This window comes from Bacillus gobiensis, from assembly GCF_001278705.1.
GTDB lineage: Bacteria > Bacillota > Bacilli > Bacillales > Bacillaceae > Bacillus > Bacillus gobiensis.
This window is the reverse complement of the sequence record NZ_CP012600.1, coordinates 4,469,257-4,489,697: the sequence shown is the minus strand read 5'-3', so window position 1 is coordinate 4,489,697 and position 20,441 is coordinate 4,469,257. Positions and strand designations below refer to the sequence as shown.

Below are 20,441 nucleotides of genomic sequence, written 5' to 3'. Positions count from 1 at the left end.
CCGCAGGCGATTATTGCAATGATTGTTATCGGGGTGATAATGATTGGTGTAGGTTAAGTATCCTGTGGAAGCACCAAAAACTACAGCAGGAAAAGGATTCTTTTTGAAGGTTATTATCATCTAGCCCAAAAAGAAAATCACCTCTTACGATATTCATATCCTAAGAGGTGATTTTGACTGTTCTTTTGTATATATCATATGCTTTAATCTTAATCTAGTAACTTGTTCCCTTCATTTGCAGCATCCTTCATCGCTTCCTCAGGTGTTTTTTGATTAGAAAGCGCAGCTTCAAGATTATCTTGTATAACTTTATAAATACGTGTACCGCTTTTTCCGGAATAGTTATTCCATGGAACCATATTCGAAGTTTGTGTATAGGTTACGGCAGCCAACGGGTTTTCTTTTAAATATCCACCCAACAATTCTTCCTTTTCAACCGCACTTTTACGCGTTGCCATATAACCGACTGTTTTTGCTACACTTGCAGTGCTTTCAGGAGAAGTAAGATATTTCACTAATTCCCAAGCGCCTTTTTCCCTCTCGCTTGTCGATTTCATGATGAAAAGATTGTTGCCTCCGGCAGGAACTTTTCGTTCATGTTCTCCATCCGTCGGGAAAGGAGCAACTCCTAAATTAAATTTACTCGATGATCGAATGGAACCTAAAGAAGCAGTCGTAGTAATATACATTCCCAATTTTCCAGAAGTAAACGATTGAAGCGCTTGTGCCGCTTCTACTTTCGGCATTGACTTATCTTTATTCACAAGATCTGTCCAATGCTGAAGGGCTTTTACGCTCGGCTCTTGATCGAATCCAACCGATTTGCCGTCATCAGAAACCATTTGACCGCCCATTGTTTCAACCATTGCTTGGAAGATCCAGGCTCCTGTCATTGTATAATCATAGAAAATACCCTGCTGGCCGCCGGTTGTTAGTTTCTTGGCAGCTTCGCGGACTTCGTCAATTGTTTTCGGAGGATTTTCAGGATCTAATCCAGCCTTTTTAAACAAATCTTTATTGTAGTAAACGACTGGCGTACTTACCGCAAAAGGAAGGGCATTCTGTTTTCCTTCTTCACTCTTGCCTAAATCAAGCATGTTCGGGAAAAAATCAGACATATCGGTATTCTCTTCATCTATAAATTTCTGAGCTGGAACAATCGGCATATTGCTGTTTAAATATTTTGTGTATCAACCATTTATTAATATAGTGTTTGATTATTATTACTACTTTGTAAAATTTAGAATTTCCATTTTTGGAATTTCTCGGAGCACCCCTGAACTATTTCCCTCTAATTTTCTAATCTCCATATTTTAAAAATTCATTCTCGCTGCCATAAAAAACATTCAGGTCAATGAACTTTTCTTTTTCACTTCCATTATACCCTTCCAAAAGCCCTCGGTCTGTGTACTGCCAAAATGTCCAAGCCCTTTTATCTGACAAAGAAGGTTTCGTAAAAACATCTCTTATCCATATATCACATTGGTCATAACTGCCCTGTATGTACAAATTATAGGCTTTTTGTGTAGTGTAAAGAATAACTCGTTTACCGTAATGGTCTTCTAGCATTTTCACCATTTCTTTGAGCTCTTTTTCTACTTCCATGCGATTAGGAGGATTTTTTTCTTTGTCCCCATAAAATTCAACATCAATTACTGGAGGCAATGCTTGTTCGTCTATGGGTACATTTTTTATATAGTTCTCGGCTTGCCTCTTGCCTTCACTGTCATAACTAAAAAAGTGATAGGCTCCTATTCGCAAGTTTGTACTTTTTGCATTTTTCCAGTTGTCAGAAAATTGCTTATCAACAAAAGTGCTCCCTTCAGTAGCTTTGATAAAGGCAAATCGTATATTCTGTTCCTGAATTTTTGGCCAACTTATTTCACCCTGATAAGCTGACACATCCACGCCTTTCACTGAATATTTTTTGACATTGGAAGCATTAGGAATAAAGATACCTCGATGCCATAATACAAATGTCAAGACTACCGCGGCTAGCAAAAGAATTATGAGGGAAATAAATAATTTTTGTTTCTTATTTTTCAAACTCACTTCTCATCACCATTTACTTTTAATTTTGTATAAACTTTCTCAGAACTATCTATCTGTTTATTTTAACATAAAATTACAATTTGTTGGTTCAGATTTTTCGGGTGAACCACCTAAGATAGAATATGTCTTTTTAAATACGGAAATTTAATAGAAGCTATCTCCATAGCTTTTCTTCACAGTGGGACTAGCGTGGAAATTCCTCTTCAATTGGACCAATTATCTATACCAATGTTTGCTGTAACATAAAATATGAATAATAGTTGTATTTAATAATCTAACTTCATTTATACCATTCACCTAATCTAATATTCTTGGACACAGATTAATAGAGAAATTCTTTTTTCTAATAATAAAAGGAGAGGTATACTTATGACAAATGGATGTAATCGAAATCCAATAGGATTCTGTTCGGAAGCGGAAGGATTAAATACGACAGCAAATGGGGCTGCATCCCACGCCGAGGGATTTCAAACAATTACAAATGCTGGTTCTGCCCATGCCGAGGGAAGCATGACCACAGCAGGAGGCTCAGCGTCACATGCAGAAGGATTCCGTACGCAAACGACAGCCGATACTGCACACGCAGAAGGAACCTCTACCACAGCTAGCGGATTTACCTCCCATGCGGAAGGGCATTTTACAGTTGCTAGTGGAGCACATTCCCATGCCGAGGGAAATCTGACTACCGCGTCTGGCATTGCGTCTCATTCCGAGGGCGAAAATACGGTCGCCAGCGGACTCGTTTCTCATGCAGAAGGACAAGGGACAATAGCTCAAGGAGAATCTTCACATGCTGAAGGCGATAATACGGAAGCCAATGGGAGGGCATCTCATGCAGAAGGAAACTTAACAACTGCTGACGGAATTTTTGCCCATGCAGAGGGCCAGCGTTCAGTCGCTTCCGGCGATCTTTCCCATGCTGAGGGAAACCAGACGCAGGCGCTCGGCCAAAACGCACATGCTGAAGGAGCACTTAACATTGCCAGCGGTTTTACTTCGCACGCGGAGGGTGTAAACACAGTGGCATCCGGAACCTTTTCCCACACAGAAGGACAATCGACGAATGCAAACCTTTTAGAAGGTGTTCATGTCATGGGAAGATTCGGTGCGGCAAACGAGCTACCGTATTCATGGTATCTTGCAAATGGTACGGATGCCTCAACACCGGGGTTGGCTGCAAAAATATTAAGCAACGGCAACGTCAAAATTGATGGGGCTGTTACAACTCCTGCAGCAGATTATGCGGAAATGTTCGAAACGGCAGATGGAAATCCGATCGATTTTGGTTATTTCGTCACGTTAGAAAAGAATAAAGTACGCATCGCAAATGACAAAGATGATTTTATACTGGGTATCATAAGCGCAAAGCCGGCTTTCTTGGCGGGCGGCTGGGAACTTCGATGGAAAGACAAATACCTGACTTCCGAATGGGGAGAAATTTTGTACGAAGATAGCACAATTCCTTCGATATTTGACGACGAGGGTAATATGATCTTGCCCGAGCGAACAGAACGAAAACCAGTACTTAACCCTAATTGGGATTCTTCGAAGGAATATATTCCACGTTCCAAAAGACCTGAATGGGTGGCAGTTGGTTTAATGGGGCAGCTTCTTGTCCGGGATGATGGCACATCCCAAGAAAATTATTACTGCAAACCAAACGCTTACGGTATCGCAACAGCTTCAAATCACGGTTACAGAGTACTGAAACGTATTAGTCAAAATCAAATCTTGGTTCTCGTTTCGCAGTTTTATAGAAAACAAAGTGACAATTCAGTTGAGCAGCTAGAAAAACTAGCAAGATTAAAAGAACAAGGCTTCCTTACTGAAGAGGAATTTTTGCATGAAAAACGGAAGATATTATCCTTATAAGATTCTGAATGCACTCAGTGCTTAATTTCCCTCAAAACCATCTTTAATCCATATCACATCATTCGCTACTGTATTCTCTGCGGAAAGCCTCATTTATTATCACATTTTAAAAAGAGAATCACCTATTAAGACCATCGTGTTCTAAGAGGTGATCACTCCAAAACTATATTTTTCCTATATTAGCATTTACATATAATCCCTAATTGCTTCTGATCTATAATCTATTAAATTTTGACTTGTGTATGCTACTACTTCAGTTAAAGGTTATTTGCAATTCTTGTAATGATCTAAAACCCATTAGGTTTCTCCAGTGTAGGTCTGGTGTAACCAATTGGAGATTATCCATTCGCTGCAAGAGAGTTACAATAGCAATTTGTGCTTCAAGGCGTGCTAATGATGAACCTAAACAAAAGTGAATTCCATATCCAAATGCAAGATGAGGATTCGGATTCCTCGTGATATCAAGCACATTAGGATCAATAAATTTTTTGGGATCACGATTGGCTGCCCCAAGCAGAATGTAGACTTGCTCGCTTTTTTTTATGGTGATTCCATTCATTTCGGTATCTTCCGATGCAATGCGCGCTGTCATCTGTGTCGGGCTCTCATAACGTAAAAATTCCTCGACGGCCATTTTAATAAGGGATGGATTTTCCTTTAACTTCATTAATTGCTCGGGGTGGTTCAATAAAGCCAGAACCGAATTGCTAATGAGATTTACCGTTGTCTCATGTCCGGCGATCACAAGTAAAATACATGTAGCGAGTAATTCTTCATCTGTAAGCTTCTCACCTTGCTCTTCCTCTAGTATTAACATGCTGATGAGGTCATTCTGAGGAATATGTTTTCGCTTATTTATTAACTGTTTAAAATAAGCGATTAACATCTTGGTTGTATGGTTTCCATTTGCTAATGTCTTTCTTGACCGGGTAAAGTCAATCGTTTGGATTAAGCTTACAGTCCATTCTCTAAATTGATAGCGCTCTTCTGCTGGAACTCCTAAAATTTTTGCTATAATAAGACTTGCTAAAGGAAACGCAAAATCTGAAACAACGTCCATGCTTTTCTTATTCTGTACCTGATTAAGCAGATCATTTACAGTTTCTTCAATAAAAGGACGATATCCTTCGACAACATTTGGGGTAAATACTTTACTAACCATCATACGTAAACGTTTATGATCGTGTTGATTCTTAAAAAGCATCATATCATTCTGGATATTTTTAAGATGTTCATATTTTTTTGATGTTTGAGTCAGAGGTATACGATTTTTAAATCTGGTATCTTTAAGAACCGCAACTGCCTCCTCATACCCCGTTACATACCAACCTGGATATTTAAATGAATGCTCCTTAAAAATAGGATGTTTAGAACGCAGCTTGTCGTAAATAAGATAAGGATTTGTTAAAAACTCATGAGAAGAAAGTGAAAATGGTGCTTCTAGCTTTTGATTTAAATCATTTGTCATTCTATGCCTCCAATCCAACTTCACTTGATATAGATTTTCTCTCAACTCAGTATCCGTTCCTGTTAAAAATATCCGTTTATTTAATTATGTTCAGCTCTTTTCCTATTGCATCAAAAGTCTTTAACAAGTAATCTATTTCTTTTGAACTGTGGTCAGTTGTGACCGTTAATCGAATACGGCTTTCTCCATATGCTACAGTTGGCGGACGAATCGCTGGTGCGAATATTCCTTCTTCCTGCAGTCTTTCCGCAAATATCAAAGCCTTCCTGGCTTCTCCAATGATGACAGGAATAATCGGCGTATTGCCACCCTTTACGGTATAACCCATTTCAACTAAGCCTTTTTTAATCTGGATTACTTTTGAAAGCAATTGATGGTGTTTCTTTTTATGTTCAATAATCTCCAGGGCTACGTATGAAGCAGCACAAATTGACGGCGAAATCGAAGTTTGAAAGATAAATGTTCTGGCATGGTTTAGCAAATAGTCAATTAACACTTTCGATCCCGCTACGAACCCGCCTTCTGTACCAATTGCTTTACTAAGAGTACCAATAACCACATCTGGAGATACACCGAAATATTCGCTTGTACCTCTTCCGTTCTCACCTAAACAACCCGTTGCGTGTGCATCATCAACGATTACGAATGAATGATAGTGTTTAGCAAGTGACATTATTTTATCAAGCGGCGCGATCGTACCATCCATGCTGAATACTCCATCTGTTACAATAAAACGTCGCTGATAAGATTCTGATTCTTTCAATTTTTTTTCAAGATCATCCATATCAAGATGGTTATAAATCATCGTGTCAGCCTTTGATAAACGACAACCGTCGATAATGCTCGCGTGATTTAATCGATCGCTTAGAAGTACGTCTCCTTTTTCAGGTAAAGATGACAACACACCGACATTAGCTAAATAACCACTTGAAAACAGGAGGGCTGCTTCCGTTTGCTTAAAGTTCGCGATTCTTTCTTCAAGTTTATGATGCCATTTTGTATGACCAGTCGTTAATCTTGAGCCGCTGCTGCCTACCCCGAATTCATGTAAAACCGTTTCAGCTGCATATACCAAACGTAAATCATCCTTCAGCCCTAAATAATTATTGGATGAGAAGACAATTTGTCTTTTTCCAACACTAAAAACCTCCGGACTTCGAGAAGTATTTATTGATGGTAATTGCCGATATAAACCTTCCTCTTTTGTTTTATCTAATCGATGACTTAACCACCCATCAAACTTCAACATTCGTCACCTCGTTTGTTACTCGTGTACTGATCAGCGGAAGCATAAAAACATTACCTTTCGATCTCGTTTGCATATCAAACTCTCTCATTTTTAAGTAACCTGATAATCTAGCAAGAAAGGGCTCTTTTTGCCTTCATTGGCGAATAAGGCAGCTGGGTTCCTTCTTTCAATTAATTTTTTGTGTTCTTCTCTTCCTCCCATTGAATAAAAACCGGCTGTTTTTCTAAATAGTGTATATATGAATTCAATTCTTTTGATAAATCAATAAAGAAGATTCGGCAACCTCTTTCTTCTCCATATTCTTTCAGCTTCGTAATGCGTTGATACCCCAGCTTTTTACTTGCAACATAACCAGTTATGTATTCCGGATCATCTGACCAGCATAATTCTGCGACAGTAGCTGGATGCTCACAAACCTTTGTTGCAAGCGTAAGTGCCTCCTTCACTCTGGAATTCTTAGGCATTTTATAGTAGTCAGCCCATCTTTCAAAATTGGCTTTCAACCAGTCCATTCTGGAAACGCGTACACCTTTTTTGTCCCTGTCATCAATTCGTTCACCTGAATGACTATCAATCAATATCGCTCCATTAATTCCCGAATATTCAGTCATATGTTTATATGCTTTTTCAATGACATTCCTTTCGATACCAGATTTTTCTATAAGCCACCAAGACACCTCAAGTCCCATACCTGCTGATTCCACTTCATGTGTCTTTATTTGTAATGGCTTGATTCGTTTTATAGGCTGATCAATTGATTCAAACTGAATCTGCATAAAATCCGGATTTCCTCTTGAATGACTTAAGCCCTTTTCCAATAAAGCATTTACAGCATGTTTCATATTGCTATAGGTTGAAATGAGTTCTCCACCAGATATATGTTTTCCACCCTCTTCATGAGATCCATTCTTGGCAGCTCTCATCCTGACACTATAATACTTTTGCTCTTCCATACTTCTTATCCACCAACCTTGCCAACTGATTTTGAACACCATGAAAAGTAAAAAAGTTTTAAATAGACTATCCTATTGTTCATATACTAAGCGATCCAATAAATTTTCACTTTTCAATTGTTAACTTAAATATATAGTAAGTTGACAATTAAACAATAAATTTGTTAACCTTTTGTGTCAATAGGTTAACAAATTTTTAATTAGAAATTTATTTCTTTTCGGAAATTTTTATGTGGTAATATTATATTATTAGTTTTTCAATTATTTGATAAATCAATGGTATGAAAAGGTTTCTCACTGACACAAAAACAACTATGAATCAACCCTTTGATGATAAAGGATTGATTCATAGTTGTTTTTTTAAGATGGAATTGTATGATGTATACAGCCTTGAAATTGAGGTTTTAATCCAATCAACGGATCTAAAGATTGATTGTAGAGGGTTAAAGTTTTTCCATATCAGTAAGTAAATGCAACTTTCACTGATAAAACTAAAAATGTAAGAAATCCAATATCATTTTTTTTCATTTTGACAACCCCTTTAGCTTTGATACTTCAAACATACAGTAGTAAGAAATGCTTGTAAGTATTTCGGGAAGGTTATCTAACATAATTTTTAAAAGTTGCTTTCTACTTATCCAAATATGTAATAAATAGTAATTTTACTATTACTTTATTTCTATAAAAAGGCATGTTTGGAAAATATATAAAGGATTATATATTAGCCGGACACTCTGCCTTCGGTAGCAATGGCCTAACATGGAGAAGAAATAGAGTCTAATTGTCTGGGAACAACAACCTTTTGTAAGCTGGATATATTTATCATTCTAATCATTTGTAAAGTAAGCGATGCTTCTGCTTCTCAAACTTCTTCAATTAATCTCTCGTATTTTTTCCCTCCCAAAAAATCTTTAATTTTTCCCAATAGAATTCCCTGTTTCTTGTAATATTACACATTAACCATTCATTTTTTAACAAATATTCCTCTTGCTAATGACGTTACGTAATGTAATAAAATACTTGGTATATCAAAACCCTCTATGAAATCAATGGTTTGAAGATGCTAAGTTTGGCGTGTTTATCCACTGGGGGCCCTATTCTGTCCCTGGATTTGCACCCCTGGGTAGTTTTGCAGAAACTTTAAAGACAGATTATGACCGGGCAATGCTGGTCTACCCATATTCTGAAGGCTATTGGAATGCAATCAAAGATCCTGATACACCATCCGCTCAATATCACAAAGCTAATTATGGAAAGATGCCTTATCAGGAATTTAAAGAGATCTTTATGGATGGACTGGTAAATTGGGATCCTTCTGCTTGGGTAAAAACCTTTAGCGACGCCGGAGCAAAATACGTAGTAATCGTTTCAAAACACCATGATGGTTTTTGCTTATGGCCGACTGAAGTAAAAAATCCCCACGAGGAAAATTGGTTTAGCAAGCGTGACATTATAGGTGAGTTAGCTCAAGCAGTTCGAAAGGAAGGAATGCGTTTTGGCATCTACTATTCAGGTGGAATTGACTGGACGTTTCAGCGCAGGGTTTCAAAGACGTTTATTGATTATTCGTTTTCTACACCTAGTGGTAATTATCTGGACTACGCCGATACCCAAATCCGTGAGCTAATAGACAGGTACCACCCAGACATTTTATGGAATGACATCAGCTGGCCAACTAACGAGGAACGACTATTCCGATTGTTTGCCTATTATTATGATGTTGTTCCAGACGGTGTGGTAAATGATCGATGGAAAGCTGCAAGCCCGGTCAACAAGCTGTTGGGACTGAAACCTGTACGAGCATTGATGGATTTAATGGTGAAGCAAATGATCAAGAAAAATCCCGATATTCACTCTGCCTTTTCCCAACCTGTTATTCCCCATAGTGATTTTACGACACCGGAATACACTAAATTCACCGATCATACAAGCAAAAAAATGGGAGATGACACGTAGAATCGGAAATTCATTCGGCTATAACCGCAATGAGAGCGATGATGACTACACCTCCTTTGAGACATTATTTTTAGATTTTATCGATGCTGTGTCCAAGAACGGGAATTTACTTCTAAATGCAGGCCCTCGCGGTGAAGATGCACAAATACCGGATAAACAACTTAGCAGATTGTCAAAATTCGGGGAATGGCTGAATCAAAATGGGGATGCTGTCTATGGCACTAGGCCATGGACACAGGCAGAAGCAATCACAGAGACCGGAGAGGCTATCCGCTTTACTAAAAAAGACAAAAAGCTTTACCTGATGTTACTGGGTAATCATAGCGGGTCAAAAATAAAAGTAAAGCAAGTATCCATAGATGGTGAGGCTTGCCTGCTAGCTGATGGCAGTCAGGTAAAGTTAGAACGAGAAGGAGATGACATGGTCCTTACCTTTGCGCGGCAGCTTGATGATCTATTTGTGCCGGTTGTTCTTATTGATGGTGTGTGAAAAGTTTAAACATATTTCAAAGGAGTGTAGTTCTACAGAAGAAAGTTCACTTTGATAATAAAATCTCATCATGATTAAGAGCCTCTTCTTTTTTTGGAAAATCTCTTTACTTACTGTTTTCTTTTCTTACAGGTAGTGAACAGCACTCCGGGCTTCATTATATTGAAGTATGGGGCAAGTTTTCTCCTCTCGGCTACATCTCAGGTAGATCCTTAGACAAACTACGGCCGACCTGGCATAAATAGTAGTATCGATTGAAGAATCACGGATGTATCTGGAAATGTGAATAACAGATAAAAAGAATCTAGTTTTATTAGTTTTCTTGTTTCTTGACTTCTTAAGGGAAATTTACATCTTATTCCCTGTTATAAACCATTAATCTACCAGCGTTAGTATAAATTACTGGTTGTCCCTCCCTCCAAAATGTTTAACAATTAAAGTGCAAGCATTCAGTCAAACACTTAGGAGGGTATTATGAAGAATAAGAGATTACTACTTTCACTAATTGCATGCATGACCATTATTTTGTCTGCTGCTACTATTCAGCCTTCTGTTTCCAAAGCACAAACAAATGACCATGATCCAGTTATCTTCATTCACGGTGCTGGCGGTATTGGCGCAAGCTTTTACGGCATTGAAAATTATCTGAAAAAACAAGGCTGGTCCGATGATGAACTGTATGCTATTGAAATGAGTGATAAATCTGGTAATAATGAAAATAATGCAAAACAGCTGGCTTCTTATGTAGATGAAGTGTTAAAGAAAACAGGAAAGAGCAAGGTTGATATAGTTGGACACAGCATGGGAGGTCCTAATGCCCTGACTTATATTCTCAACGATGGAGGAAGCAAGGTGAACGATGTCGTCACATTTGGCTCTCCAAACAAAATGGTAACATCGAAAGCTCCAGTGGGTACCGATCCTAACGATAAAATTCTTTATACTTCGATTTACAGCACCAACGACTTTGTCGTGAACAATCGTCTTTCACCCCTTGATGGAGCGAAAAACGTTCAAATCAGCGGTGCAAGCCACTTGGGATTGCTCATGAACAGTGAAGTCAACGAACTAATTAAAGATGGATTGAATGGCAAAGGGGAAAATACAAATTAACAAAAGATTCTTATCTTGAGCTTAGTTATTTTAACAATTACAAACTGAAATACATCTATAACAAAAGAGCCTTCCACTCAGGAAAGGCTCTTTTCCTTCTGTTACATCTTTTCTTTCATCTAATTCTTTCTTTACAAGCAGTGAACAGCACTCCACATGACTCTAATAGTAATTGTAGATTAATATTGATGTAGCAGTGTTTACCTTAGACTATCTATTTCGAACTTCCATTCCTGAAAGTAGAAGATTACTTAATTTTGAGGGAAAGCTGGATTGAAGTGTCAAGTGATTATGATGAAGGGGCAATCCCTAGACAGAAAATCGGACAAGCAGAGACAAAAGATTTTTGTTAGAAATTGGGGCAATGAATTATGGTTTTGAATTAGATGGTATTATTGGACTGGATTTTTTGCAGCAAATAAAAGCAATCATTAATATAGACAAATTAACAATAGAGTTCAATTAAAAGGCAAGTAGAGACGATTATTCTGTACTTGCCTTTTAATTTACACGCTTCTGTAGATCAGTGTTCAATTTATGAGAAAAACTAATTATGTGGTGACCATTTCTAATGTATTCACTACAATTTATTAATTACAATTGATAATTTATAGTTCACATGCTTGTTTAAGTCTATCAAGAATTGATCTAATATTTCATTAGAGGGAAATTTACATTCAAGAAGATAACAACCATCCCCACTAATTTTATAATTATTTAACACATAGTTTTCTTGTGTTTCTACAAAAGAGAGATAAGGCTGATGATACGTACTTTTGGTATAAATCGTAATCCACGCATGTATCAAATACCCTAATTTAGAATTGTTAACTTTAATTGTATATCCCTCAATTACACCACTATCTTCTAATTTCGCTACTCTAGTCGCAGCTGCTTGGCCAGTTAAATGGACCTTCTCACCCAATTCTTTCATCTTGATACGACTGTTTTTAGATAGCTCATGTAAGATACTCATATCCGTATGATCTAACATATTTTCAAATCCTTTCAAAAATCAAGTCAAACGGATAAAAGACTTGATTTTATCTATGTATTGAGGCACTGGACATAGTATAAGCTATACGTAGATTAAAGAAAAGGAGTTGTCTTTTATGAACATTCAACAAATTCGAAATGCCACAATCGTTGTTAAATATGCAGACAAAAAGTTTTTAATAGATCCAATGTTAGCTGAGAAAGGTACGTATCCACCTTTCTCAAATTCAATAAGACAAGATCAATATAACCCTTTAGTGAGCTTACCCACATCAATTGACAATATTATTAATGTAGATGCTGTCATTGTCACTCATCTACATTTAGACCACTTTGATGAGGAGGCCCAAAGAATATTGCCAAAAGATATTAAAATGTTTGTACAAAACAAAGAAGATGCTAAAGAACTGAGAAACGTTGGTTTTCAAAATGTAGAAGTGTTACAAGAAGATACGGTCTTTAAAGGTATCCAATTAGTGAAAACCAAAGGTGAACACGGAAGAGGAGAAGAAACTTTAAAAGCTATGGGTGAAGTGTGTGGTGTTGTCTTCAAGCATCAAAATGAGAAAACGTTATATGTAGCAGGAGATACGGTATGGTATGATACTGTTCAGGACGAGATTGATAAACATAAACCTGACATCATTGTGGTCAATGGTGGAGATAATCAATTAATAGAATTCGGTTCTCTGATTATGGGAAAAGATGATATCTATGAAGTGTATAAGGCGGCTCCTAATGCCAAAATTATTTCAGTCCATATGGAAGCTGTGAACCATTGGGGACTATCAAGAGAAGAGCTGAAAACATTTATTCATGAAAAAAGAATGTCTTCTCATATTTTAGTTCCAGATGATGGCGAATCCTACACATTTTAAGGTAAAAAAACGGTCCAAAAGAGTAGTATAAATGTTAAGAAGAGCAAAGGAAAGAAGCTTATGATTATGTCGTGAATAATCATGAGCTTCTTCTTAATGATTGGATTCATTATTGACTGAAGCAATTGATAAAAGACCACTTTGCAATTTGCTTAAACTTATTTATCAAGCAATCATGAAGTTCAGCCTCTTCTGATGAGAAAGATAGTTGAATATGAATATATCAGAATCCTAAATGGAAGGATAATAGGATACAAGAAAATAGCTAATGGTTTGTCGTACTTGTCTTAATTTCAGAATGTTAGATAAAACACCTTCATGTCCTGTTTCTACTAAGAATGATTGGGTGGATGCGGTGAAATGGAATCATAAATCGATAACCTTCTGCAAGGCAAGCACGAGAAGCTAAAAAATTACTTTATTAGGAGGTGCCGTTTATGACCATTAAAGCAAGAGATAGCTTTCAATCAAAACAGCAACCGATTTGGTTGCAAGACTATATAGATTCACCAAACAAACAAAAGCAGCTCTATAAAAAAACATTGAGAGTCGTGGTTTTTTCGCAAATTTTGGGAGGAGCAGGGCTGGCAGCCGGTATAACGGTAGGCGCACTAATTGCCCAAGATATGCTTGGAACAGACAGTGTATCAGGGATTCCTACTGCTTTACTCACTTTAGGATCTGCAGGAGCTGCTTGGCTCATAGGTCGGTCTTCTCAGCGTTTTGGTCGAAGAGCAGGACTGGCAGGCGGTTTTCTTGCAGGCGGGCTGGGAGCAATCGGCATTATCATGGCTACCTTAATCAATAGCATCACACTTTTATTTATTTCTCTTCTTATTTATGGATCAGGTACTGCATCCAATTTACAAGCACGATATGCAGGTACAGATCTGGCAACAACTAAACAGCGAGCAACAGCTGCCAGTACGGCCATGGTGTCTACGACCTTTGGTGCTGTAGCAGGTCCTAATTTGGTCAATGTGATGGGAGAATTTGCGGATTCTATTGGAGTCCCGACTTTGGCTGGTCCCTTTATTTTATCAGGAACTGCTTTTATCTTAGCCGGATTGGTTCTTTTAATTTTTCTTCGTCCAGATCCTTTAGTGGTGTCTACAGCTTTAGCAAATGCTCAAAAGAATTATGATACAGATGCTGTCGATATAGAATCACATCAAGGAAGTTCCACTATAAACAAAAGAGGAACAGTCGTAGGGGCTACAATTATGGTTTTGACTCAACTCGTTATGGTAGCCATCATGACCATGACACCAATACACATGGAACACCATGGCCATGGACTGAAAGAAGTAGGATTGGTCATAGGGTTTCATATAGGCGCTATGTATTTACCTTCTCTTGTAACCGGCATTCTAGTAGATAAAATTGGTCGTATGGCGATGGCTATTGTCTCTGGTGCTACACTTCTGGCTTCTGGTATAGTGGCAGCTTTTGCACCAGCAGACTCAATGATACTGCTTATCTTGGCGTTAGTACTACTTGGTATGGGCTGGAACTTTGGCCTAATAAGTGGAACAGCTCTCATTATAGATGCAACACATCCATCTATTCGTGCAAAAACTCAAGGGTCGGTTGATGTCTTGGTTGCTTTATCAGGGGCTTCCGGCGGGGCGTTATCAGGAATGGTAGTCGCTCATTCTAGTTATGCAGCACTATCAATTTCTGGAGCGGTTCTGTCACTATTGCTTATTCCTGTAGTTGTTTGGTCTCGTAAGAGTCAGACCAAATAGCTAATATAAAATCATTCTAATTCATCTCCTTTTGATTAGTTAGACTGGTAATGTATAAGTTGATCTAGCAGGATACAATTAAATTCTAATGAATAAAGGCAGCTTTCAATTTCTTACCGAAAGCTGCCTTTTATATATATATTCATGTTACTCCAGTTATGAAGGAAAAAAGCATCCAAGCATTTAGCGATTATCTAGAAGGAAACAGTAAGTAAAATCACAAAAACCCCTGATTTCCCGAATGTGGTCAATTCACCTTTTCGACAGTTAAATAAAACCCTATGATTTAAGGGATAAACTCGCTACACACTCCACGTGCATCGTATGTACAATCGATGTTATGCGGATATATTTCGATATGAATGCCCAATTTTGATCGAGATTTTAGTATTGGGGGAATATTCATTATAGGGTGGAATATGACCCAATATGGATAAAAAGTGGTCAATTTGGTGGTCATGTGGTCAAGTTGTTTTGAATCAATATATAGGAGTCGGAATGGTCGTTGAAAGTTATTGAACTTAAATAAAAGGAGCCTACCCTATCGGTGGGCTTATGGTATTCCGGTGCTGTCCATCCTTTTCGAGAATAAAGAAGTTATGAATCCCAAGAGAGATTCGAACTCACGATCGACGGCTTAGAAGGTCGGTGATCTTTTTGCAGAGGTTTGATAAATGCTGATAACAAAGAAAAGGATTAAATTAAAGCAATTTACTCATTATTATTTCAAACTTAACAAATTTCAATATATTATAGATGTTGGGAGGTGGAATTAATGGATTGCACAAATTGTGGCAAAAATTCACTTATACAAGTACCAGAGTTTGAAAAAACTTATACTGTTTGCTTGGATTATGGGGAGGTGTTATCAATAAAGTTTGAGAATCTAGACAAATTAAAAAAATATAAGAATCACAAAAATTAAAATGAGATATTTTATAGTTACCTCTTTTTTCGAGGTCTTTATTTATGCTCTTCTTAACATTTCAATAAATGTTGATAAATTTAGAAAAACAAAAAAGGACTTGATTGTAGTCCTTTTTTGAACTCTTATTACACTAAAGCACCAGTTAGCTTAATAAGCGTAGGTAGCTTATGTATCTTTAGACCCCGAATATATATAATGGCTTTTATTAAAAATAAAGGATTCTTTTTCTTTAGTAAAACCAATTTTCTCTGCCACACGAATTGATGGAATATTTCTTGGATTAATGATGCTTATCAACTTATTTAAGCCTAATTGATAAAATCCATATTCCTTGCAACCTTTAGCTGCTTCCGATGCAAATCCCTTTGACCAGTACATCTTATCGATATGGTAACCAATTTCAACTTCCGTTCTGCCATCCACTTTTTGTTTAACCAGACCGCAATCACCTATTAATTCGTTATTTTCTTTTAAACAAATTCCCCATAATCCATAGCCATCTTCTTGGTATCTTTCTTGATTTCTTTTAATCCAATTTTGAGTTTGTTCAAAGCTAAATGGAGATGGGTAATATTTCATTGTTTCAGAATCTGAAAAAATAGAATAAAGAGAAGACATATCCTCTTCTTTATACTGTCTTAAAAACAACCTTTCAGTTTCTAAAATAATCATTCCTTTGAATCCTCTCCATTTCTTATATATAAGATAGTCATAATGTTCTTATTGTACTAACTGCCTCGTTACTTGAATAAGAAAAAATACTTTACTCTTTATTAAAGTAAAGCACCCGTTAGTTCAACAAGAAAACATAAGACAACTACCTACTTTTTTTCAACGAAATGCTCTGGGTTCTTTGGCAAATTATTTAGAGCCGTTCTTAAAAACTCTGGGTATAACGCTACTTCTTCAAGCTTCTCTATCGGCATCCACTTGAAAATCAACCGTTCTCCTTCCACTCCATAAAAAGATTCTTTATCAACTAACAGGGAATTTTCATCTGATAAAATATTGTAATAAAAACCTATCTCGTGAAAACTTCTGCCATCATATTCAAAGAAATTTTCTACTACCCAAAGCAGTCTAACTACCTTTATATCTATTCCTAATTCTTCCCGAAATTCCCTTTTGATACTTGATTGTGATTCTTCCGTGATTTCAACTCTTCCTCCAGGAAGTGCCCAATTTTTATCATTAACATCCTTATGTAAAAGAACGTATCCATTTTTAATCAAAATTCCTGCTACATGATAATTAAAAACTGCTTTTTCCGTTTGAAAAACTACATCCACCAACTCGTCCCCCTTAATAGTTAATGTTTTAATATAATATTTTCCTTAAAAAACTACAAACTCCTTGTTAAACTAATCTGCCCCGTTAGTTTAACAACAAAATCAACAACAATCTTAAACAAACCCTAAATGATTGAGGATTTCTTATAGAAGAATGTCACTTTAAGTTTTTTTGTCTTCTAATATTTCCAATTTCGCCGTTTTTACGTCCTAGTTACATTAAAAAGTCCCCTATTGTAAACAGATAATAAACGTTCTTATCTCTGTCTACAATATGGGGATCATATCAACCAAAAAGCTTTTTTCTTTTAATCTTCCCAAACATCATTCATTAAATTTTCTACTTCTTTTCTACGCTTTTCAGTCTCGTTTTTTAAAACTCTTACTTTATTCCCCTCAATTTCAACAACATCACCAACAGTTGCTTCTTTTGGGAAAATGGCTTTATCAAAGTCTTTGGTTACTCCTTCAACCTCAACAACAACTATTTCACCTTCGAAACGATCAATTATTCCTTTTAAAACTTTACTCATTTCTTTGCTGGACTCACAGAAATTTTAGTTCCACTGCTAGTGATTTTAACTGTGCTATTTTTATCGGTTCTATACACTTTCGATTTAACCGTCTTTAGTCGATTCAACGTCTCACTTGTAGGATGCTTATAACGGTTTCCTTTACCTACACTAATAACTGCATATGTGGGTTTAACTTTGTTTAAGAAATCCTTAGATGAAGAATCCTTGGACCCATGATGCCCCACTTTTAAAACATCAACTTTTGATAATAATTTTTTGGAAAGCATGTCTTTCTCAGATTTTAACTCTGCATCACCAGTAAATAAGAAAGAGTTTTTGTTGTACTGAATATGTACGACTGCACTCCAGTTATTTAGATCACTTTTTGAATAGTTTTTCACAGGGCCAATAAATTCGGCTTTAATAGACTTGTCCTTTAAGCCCAAAGTAGCACCGTTTTTTGCAGTTTTAATGGTTTTCTTTTCTCTTTTAACTGCTTGTAAAAAGTCCTTGTATGCTTGTGTGGTATGAGATACTTTTGGAGCATAAATATTTTCTACTCGATAGGCAGCAAGAACCTCGTCTAAACCACCAACATGATCAGCATCTGGATGGGTTGCAATCATCACCTCAATGTCGTCTACTTTTTGCTTTTTGAGATACTTAACAACATCGTCTCCTTTTGCTTTGTTGCCAGCATCGATTATGATGTCGTTACCTTTTGGTGTTTTGATATATATTGCATCACCTTGTCCAATATCGATGTAATGGACGACAAGATTTTTGCTTGCTGCAGAAACATGAGTTGCTAACTAAAGACAAAAGAAAAATTTTTAATTTTTTCATAGATTCTCCTCCTCTAAGATAATACACCACTATTTTCCTAGTATTTCCTACCTATTCATGGAAATTTTTTCAAGCAAGGTCAGAAAACAGGTTGCCCTCTAATCTGAAAACAATTTTTCGAAGAACATTGATCATGAAACATCAATTTTGTTAGCACAAAATGTCATTTTTAACTTCTTTCACCGAACCTACTGCCTTACAGACTATGAGCAGACCCTTCGGGCGATCCCAATAGATATAGTTGAATCAATCATCTTATAGGGACTTGATACTCCAAAAACCGTTGCATAATAACAAAACGTTTTTTTGGAGAAAACAGGAGGATTTTGGGATTATATGCCGAATAAGATTTTTCAAGTCAAAACGGGAGAGGAGGAATGAGTATGAAAAATTTGAAAATGATTGTCGTTGCATTGGTAGCTGCGTTGTTGGTCCCTTCTTCTACATTTGCAAGCAGCATAGAACCATTGAGTTCCGGATGGGATTACTTAGGAGAAGAAACCCTTTATTCTTATGGTGCTGAAAGTCATGTGTATGCCTCTACTGGCGGAGATTATAAGATTTGTCGGGATAGATACGTGGGTCCAGATAGTGATTTAAAAGTTGAATTATGGGAGTACGATCCTACAAGTTATAATGACTATGTAGGAACAAGATATCTAAAACCAGGCGAATGTGGGTATTTCTGGGGTATTGGTAACTTTGTTGATGGAGGAAATGAAGCGGAATTTTTTGCGAAATCAAGGACTAGCAGTGATATGCATTTAATCTTTTATGATTAATTAACAACTGAATGAAAAAAAGACCTGGTCCTTGGTCTGGTTGGCTCATAGCAATAAAATCGGCATTTCAAGGGCGGTCGACTCACCCTTCATGACTCTGGAGAGAAGAGGGGTGAGATCTTCATGCACTTTATCTCTTCTGTTTATCTGCCAAAAAACACGCACTATACTTTTCAAAGGTTGTTCCCCATAACGATGGATATTTTTTCTTGTTGAATAAAGAACGTACGCTCTATATAAAAAGCCTGAGTAAATTGAAACCCGATTAATTATATGAAGAGTGGAAATTGATTTTAGAAGCATTAGCGGTAGGGATTTCACCCAATGATAAACGTGATTTATTTTAAACATCTTATCTATCTTTTTTGCCGTTTTATTTCATTACTACTTTATGAATATTTTCCACTTTCACCCTATACCCTTGTACATTTCGAATTCATAGGACGAATCATACTATTAATAGTGAAGGAAATTCGTTTATTTAAAATGAAACTCCTTCAAAATTATTATAGAAATGAGGTAAACCTATGAAGTGGGAAAAACGCAAAAACCTCTGTCAGGAATTTGCCAGGATTCTTGGGGGAATGGGTAGTGTAGATGAAAATGATGTTTGTCTTGTGCAAAAGTTCAGAAACATAGATTTTACAATTCTTGGACGCCCAACGAAATCTCCATTGGTCATTCCGCAATTTTTTACTTTTGAAGATGTCGATAGTAGAGGAAGAGCTTTGAATTTAGGTGAAACAGTGCTATTACAAGAAGAAGTCAATCCCTTATTAACTGAACTTAGAAAACGAGATATTATTGTAACAGCAGTTCATAACCATTGGTTATTCGAAGAACCACGGGCTATGTATATGCACTTTGAATCAGTTGAACCGCCATTGGATTTTGCTAGGAAAGTAAGAGAAGCATTTAAAGTTTTGAGAGCATAAGCGATCGGCAGAACTAGATAAAGTTCAGAACAGAAGATATTCATATTTCTAATATTGTGCCCACCTGATGGTGGGTATTTTTTCTTGTTGTATAAAGAACGTACGTTCCCATATAATAAGTTCAAAAAGGAGCTTTATGAAATGAACGACATTGAACGAAAAGTCTTTCGAATTATATTCAATAACACAATTTCTCATCAGCCCGTAACACTGAAGCAACTTAAAATCAAAACTGGCCGGAATGAAAAAGAGCTGCGGCAGATCATAAAAAGCCTTATCGCTCAAAACAGGATTAAATGGGACAAAGAAAAGAATAAATGGATTGTGTACATGGAGGATGGATTTATTGTTTGACTAGTTTGTGAAGGATA

18 protein-coding genes and 1 pseudogene are annotated in these 20,441 nt (G+C 36.8%); 9 read left to right on the top strand and 10 right to left on the bottom strand.

Annotated features, from left to right (window positions below; all coding sequences use genetic code 11):
* Positions 1-209 precede the first annotated feature (209 nt).
* Positions 210-1,118, bottom strand: coding sequence for an ABC transporter substrate-binding protein (locus AM592_RS22510; protein ID WP_053605835.1), 909 nt, complete (start codon positions 1,116-1,118; stop codon positions 210-212).
* Between the two features lie 181 nt (positions 1,119-1,299).
* Positions 1,300-2,046, bottom strand: a complete 747-nt coding sequence (locus AM592_RS22505; RefSeq protein WP_053605834.1) for a glycoside hydrolase family 25 protein — start codon at positions 2,044-2,046, stop codon at positions 1,300-1,302.
* Between the two features lie 375 nt (positions 2,047-2,421).
* Here AM592_RS22505 and AM592_RS22500 point away from each other — a divergent pair, with 375 nt between their 5' ends.
* Positions 2,422-3,924 (top strand): peptidase G2 autoproteolytic cleavage domain-containing protein, encoded by a 1,503-nt coding sequence (locus AM592_RS22500; protein ID WP_053605833.1) that lies wholly within the window; start codon positions 2,422-2,424, stop codon positions 3,922-3,924.
* Between the two features lie 253 nt (positions 3,925-4,177).
* Here AM592_RS22500 and AM592_RS22495 read toward each other — a convergent pair whose 3' ends face one another.
* The 3 genes from AM592_RS22495 to bioW all read right to left on the bottom strand — a co-directional run bounded on the left by AM592_RS22495 (position 4,178) and on the right by bioW (position 7,594).
* A complete protein-coding gene (locus tag AM592_RS22495) occupies positions 4,178-5,392 on the bottom strand; it encodes a cytochrome P450 (RefSeq protein WP_053605832.1) in 1,215 nt (404 codons plus the stop codon).
* Positions 5,393-5,468: 76 nt separating this feature from the next.
* Positions 5,469-6,638: an 8-amino-7-oxononanoate synthase gene (gene bioF, locus AM592_RS22490; protein ID WP_053605831.1), complete on the bottom strand. Its 1,170-nt coding sequence runs from the start codon at positions 6,636-6,638 to the stop codon at positions 5,469-5,471.
* Positions 6,639-6,811: 173 nt separating this feature from the next.
* Positions 6,812-7,594, bottom strand: a complete 783-nt coding sequence (bioW, locus tag AM592_RS22485) for a 6-carboxyhexanoate--CoA ligase (RefSeq protein WP_053605830.1) — start codon at positions 7,592-7,594, stop codon at positions 6,812-6,814.
* Between the two features lie 1,059 nt (positions 7,595-8,653).
* On the opposite strand from bioW, the pseudogene AM592_RS22480 reads away from it, so the two are divergent.
* The 3 genes and pseudogenes from AM592_RS22480 to AM592_RS22470 all read left to right on the top strand — a co-directional run.
* Positions 8,654-9,550, top strand: a pseudogene (locus AM592_RS22480) (alpha-L-fucosidase); the annotation flags it as partial.
* A complete protein-coding gene (locus AM592_RS22475) occupies positions 9,540-10,040 on the top strand; it encodes an alpha-L-fucosidase (RefSeq protein ID WP_053605828.1) in 501 nt (166 codons plus the stop codon). The pseudogene AM592_RS22480 and the gene AM592_RS22475, both read left to right, overlap by 11 nt.
* A 474-nt stretch (positions 10,041-10,514) precedes the next feature.
* Positions 10,515-11,153 carry an esterase/lipase family protein gene (locus AM592_RS22470; RefSeq protein WP_053605827.1) on the top strand — a complete coding sequence of 213 codons (639 nt, stop codon included), beginning with the start codon at positions 10,515-10,517 and terminating at the stop codon, positions 11,151-11,153.
* Between the two features lie 580 nt (positions 11,154-11,733).
* Here the strand turns inward: AM592_RS22470 and AM592_RS22465 are convergent.
* On the bottom strand, positions 11,734-12,147 hold the full coding sequence (locus tag AM592_RS22465) for an Lrp/AsnC family transcriptional regulator (RefSeq protein ID WP_053605826.1): 414 nt from the start codon (positions 12,145-12,147) through the stop codon (positions 11,734-11,736).
* A 118-nt stretch (positions 12,148-12,265) separates the two neighbouring features.
* Here AM592_RS22465 and AM592_RS22460 point away from each other — a divergent pair, with 118 nt between their 5' ends.
* The gene (locus AM592_RS22460) at positions 12,266-13,027 is read left to right on the top strand and encodes an MBL fold metallo-hydrolase (protein WP_053605825.1); all 762 of its coding nucleotides are present in this window, start codon (positions 12,266-12,268) and stop codon (positions 13,025-13,027) included.
* 437 nt (positions 13,028-13,464) lie between these two features.
* A complete protein-coding gene (locus AM592_RS22455) occupies positions 13,465-14,775 on the top strand; it encodes an MFS transporter (protein WP_053605824.1) in 1,311 nt (436 codons plus the stop codon).
* A 1,093-nt stretch (positions 14,776-15,868) separates the two neighbouring features.
* Here the strand turns inward: AM592_RS22455 and AM592_RS22450 are convergent.
* From AM592_RS22450 to AM592_RS22435, 4 genes are all read right to left on the bottom strand, one after another.
* Positions 15,869-16,375 carry a GNAT family N-acetyltransferase gene (locus AM592_RS22450; protein ID WP_053605823.1) on the bottom strand — a complete coding sequence of 169 codons (507 nt, stop codon included), beginning with the start codon at positions 16,373-16,375 and terminating at the stop codon, positions 15,869-15,871.
* Between the two features lie 149 nt (positions 16,376-16,524).
* The gene (locus AM592_RS22445) at positions 16,525-16,992 is read right to left on the bottom strand and encodes an NUDIX hydrolase (RefSeq protein ID WP_053605822.1); all 468 of its coding nucleotides are present in this window, start codon (positions 16,990-16,992) and stop codon (positions 16,525-16,527) included.
* 308 nt (positions 16,993-17,300) lie between these two features.
* The gene (locus AM592_RS22440) at positions 17,301-17,525 is read right to left on the bottom strand and encodes a DUF3006 domain-containing protein (RefSeq protein ID WP_053605821.1); all 225 of its coding nucleotides are present in this window, start codon (positions 17,523-17,525) and stop codon (positions 17,301-17,303) included.
* Entirely contained in the window at positions 17,522-18,271 is a 750-nt protein-coding gene (locus AM592_RS22435) for a ComEC/Rec2 family competence protein (RefSeq protein WP_449727603.1), read from the bottom strand. The genes AM592_RS22440 and AM592_RS22435 overlap by 4 nt, the downstream gene beginning before the upstream one ends.
* Before the next feature lie 465 nt (positions 18,272-18,736).
* Here AM592_RS22435 and AM592_RS22430 point away from each other — a divergent pair, with 465 nt between their 5' ends.
* The 3 genes from AM592_RS22430 (at position 18,737) to AM592_RS22420 (ending at position 20,424) form a co-directional block, all read left to right on the top strand.
* Positions 18,737-19,135, top strand: a complete 399-nt coding sequence (locus tag AM592_RS22430; RefSeq protein ID WP_053605820.1) for a hypothetical protein — start codon at positions 18,737-18,739, stop codon at positions 19,133-19,135.
* Between the two features lie 527 nt (positions 19,136-19,662).
* Positions 19,663-20,070, top strand: a complete 408-nt coding sequence (locus AM592_RS22425) for a DUF1259 domain-containing protein (protein ID WP_053605819.1) — start codon at positions 19,663-19,665, stop codon at positions 20,068-20,070.
* Between the two features lie 141 nt (positions 20,071-20,211).
* Positions 20,212-20,424, top strand: a complete 213-nt coding sequence (locus AM592_RS22420; protein ID WP_053605818.1) for a hypothetical protein — start codon at positions 20,212-20,214, stop codon at positions 20,422-20,424.
* Positions 20,425-20,441: the final 17 nt, after the last annotated feature.

Excerpts from the sequence above, each read along its gene's own strand:
- AM592_RS22510 (WP_053605835.1), bottom strand. The coding sequence starts at position 1,118 with ATGTCTGATTTTTTCCCGAACATGCTTGATTTAGGCAAGAGTGAAGAA.
- AM592_RS22500 (WP_053605833.1), top strand. The coding sequence starts at position 2,422 with ATGACAAATGGATGTAATCGAAATCCAATAGGATTCTGTTCGGAAGCG.
- AM592_RS22495 (WP_053605832.1), bottom strand. The coding sequence starts at position 5,392 with ATGACAAATGATTTAAATCAAAAGCTAGAAGCACCATTTTCACTTTCT.
- bioW (WP_053605830.1), bottom strand. The coding sequence starts at position 7,594 with ATGGAAGAGCAAAAGTATTATAGTGTCAGGATGAGAGCTGCCAAGAAT.
- AM592_RS22475 (WP_053605828.1), top strand. The coding sequence starts at position 9,540 with ATGACACGTAGAATCGGAAATTCATTCGGCTATAACCGCAATGAGAGC.
- AM592_RS22470 (WP_053605827.1), top strand. The coding sequence starts at position 10,515 with ATGAAGAATAAGAGATTACTACTTTCACTAATTGCATGCATGACCATT.
- AM592_RS22465 (WP_053605826.1), bottom strand. The coding sequence starts at position 12,147 with ATGTTAGATCATACGGATATGAGTATCTTACATGAGCTATCTAAAAAC.
- AM592_RS22460 (WP_053605825.1), top strand. The coding sequence starts at position 12,266 with ATGAACATTCAACAAATTCGAAATGCCACAATCGTTGTTAAATATGCA.
- AM592_RS22455 (WP_053605824.1), top strand. The coding sequence starts at position 13,465 with ATGACCATTAAAGCAAGAGATAGCTTTCAATCAAAACAGCAACCGATT.
- AM592_RS22450 (WP_053605823.1), bottom strand. The coding sequence starts at position 16,375 with ATGATTATTTTAGAAACTGAAAGGTTGTTTTTAAGACAGTATAAAGAA.
- AM592_RS22440 (WP_053605821.1), bottom strand. The coding sequence starts at position 17,525 with ATGAGTAAAGTTTTAAAAGGAATAATTGATCGTTTCGAAGGTGAAATA.
- AM592_RS22430 (WP_053605820.1), top strand. The coding sequence starts at position 18,737 with ATGAAAAATTTGAAAATGATTGTCGTTGCATTGGTAGCTGCGTTGTTG.
- AM592_RS22425 (WP_053605819.1), top strand. The coding sequence starts at position 19,663 with ATGAAGTGGGAAAAACGCAAAAACCTCTGTCAGGAATTTGCCAGGATT.
- AM592_RS22420 (WP_053605818.1), top strand. The coding sequence starts at position 20,212 with ATGAACGACATTGAACGAAAAGTCTTTCGAATTATATTCAATAACACA.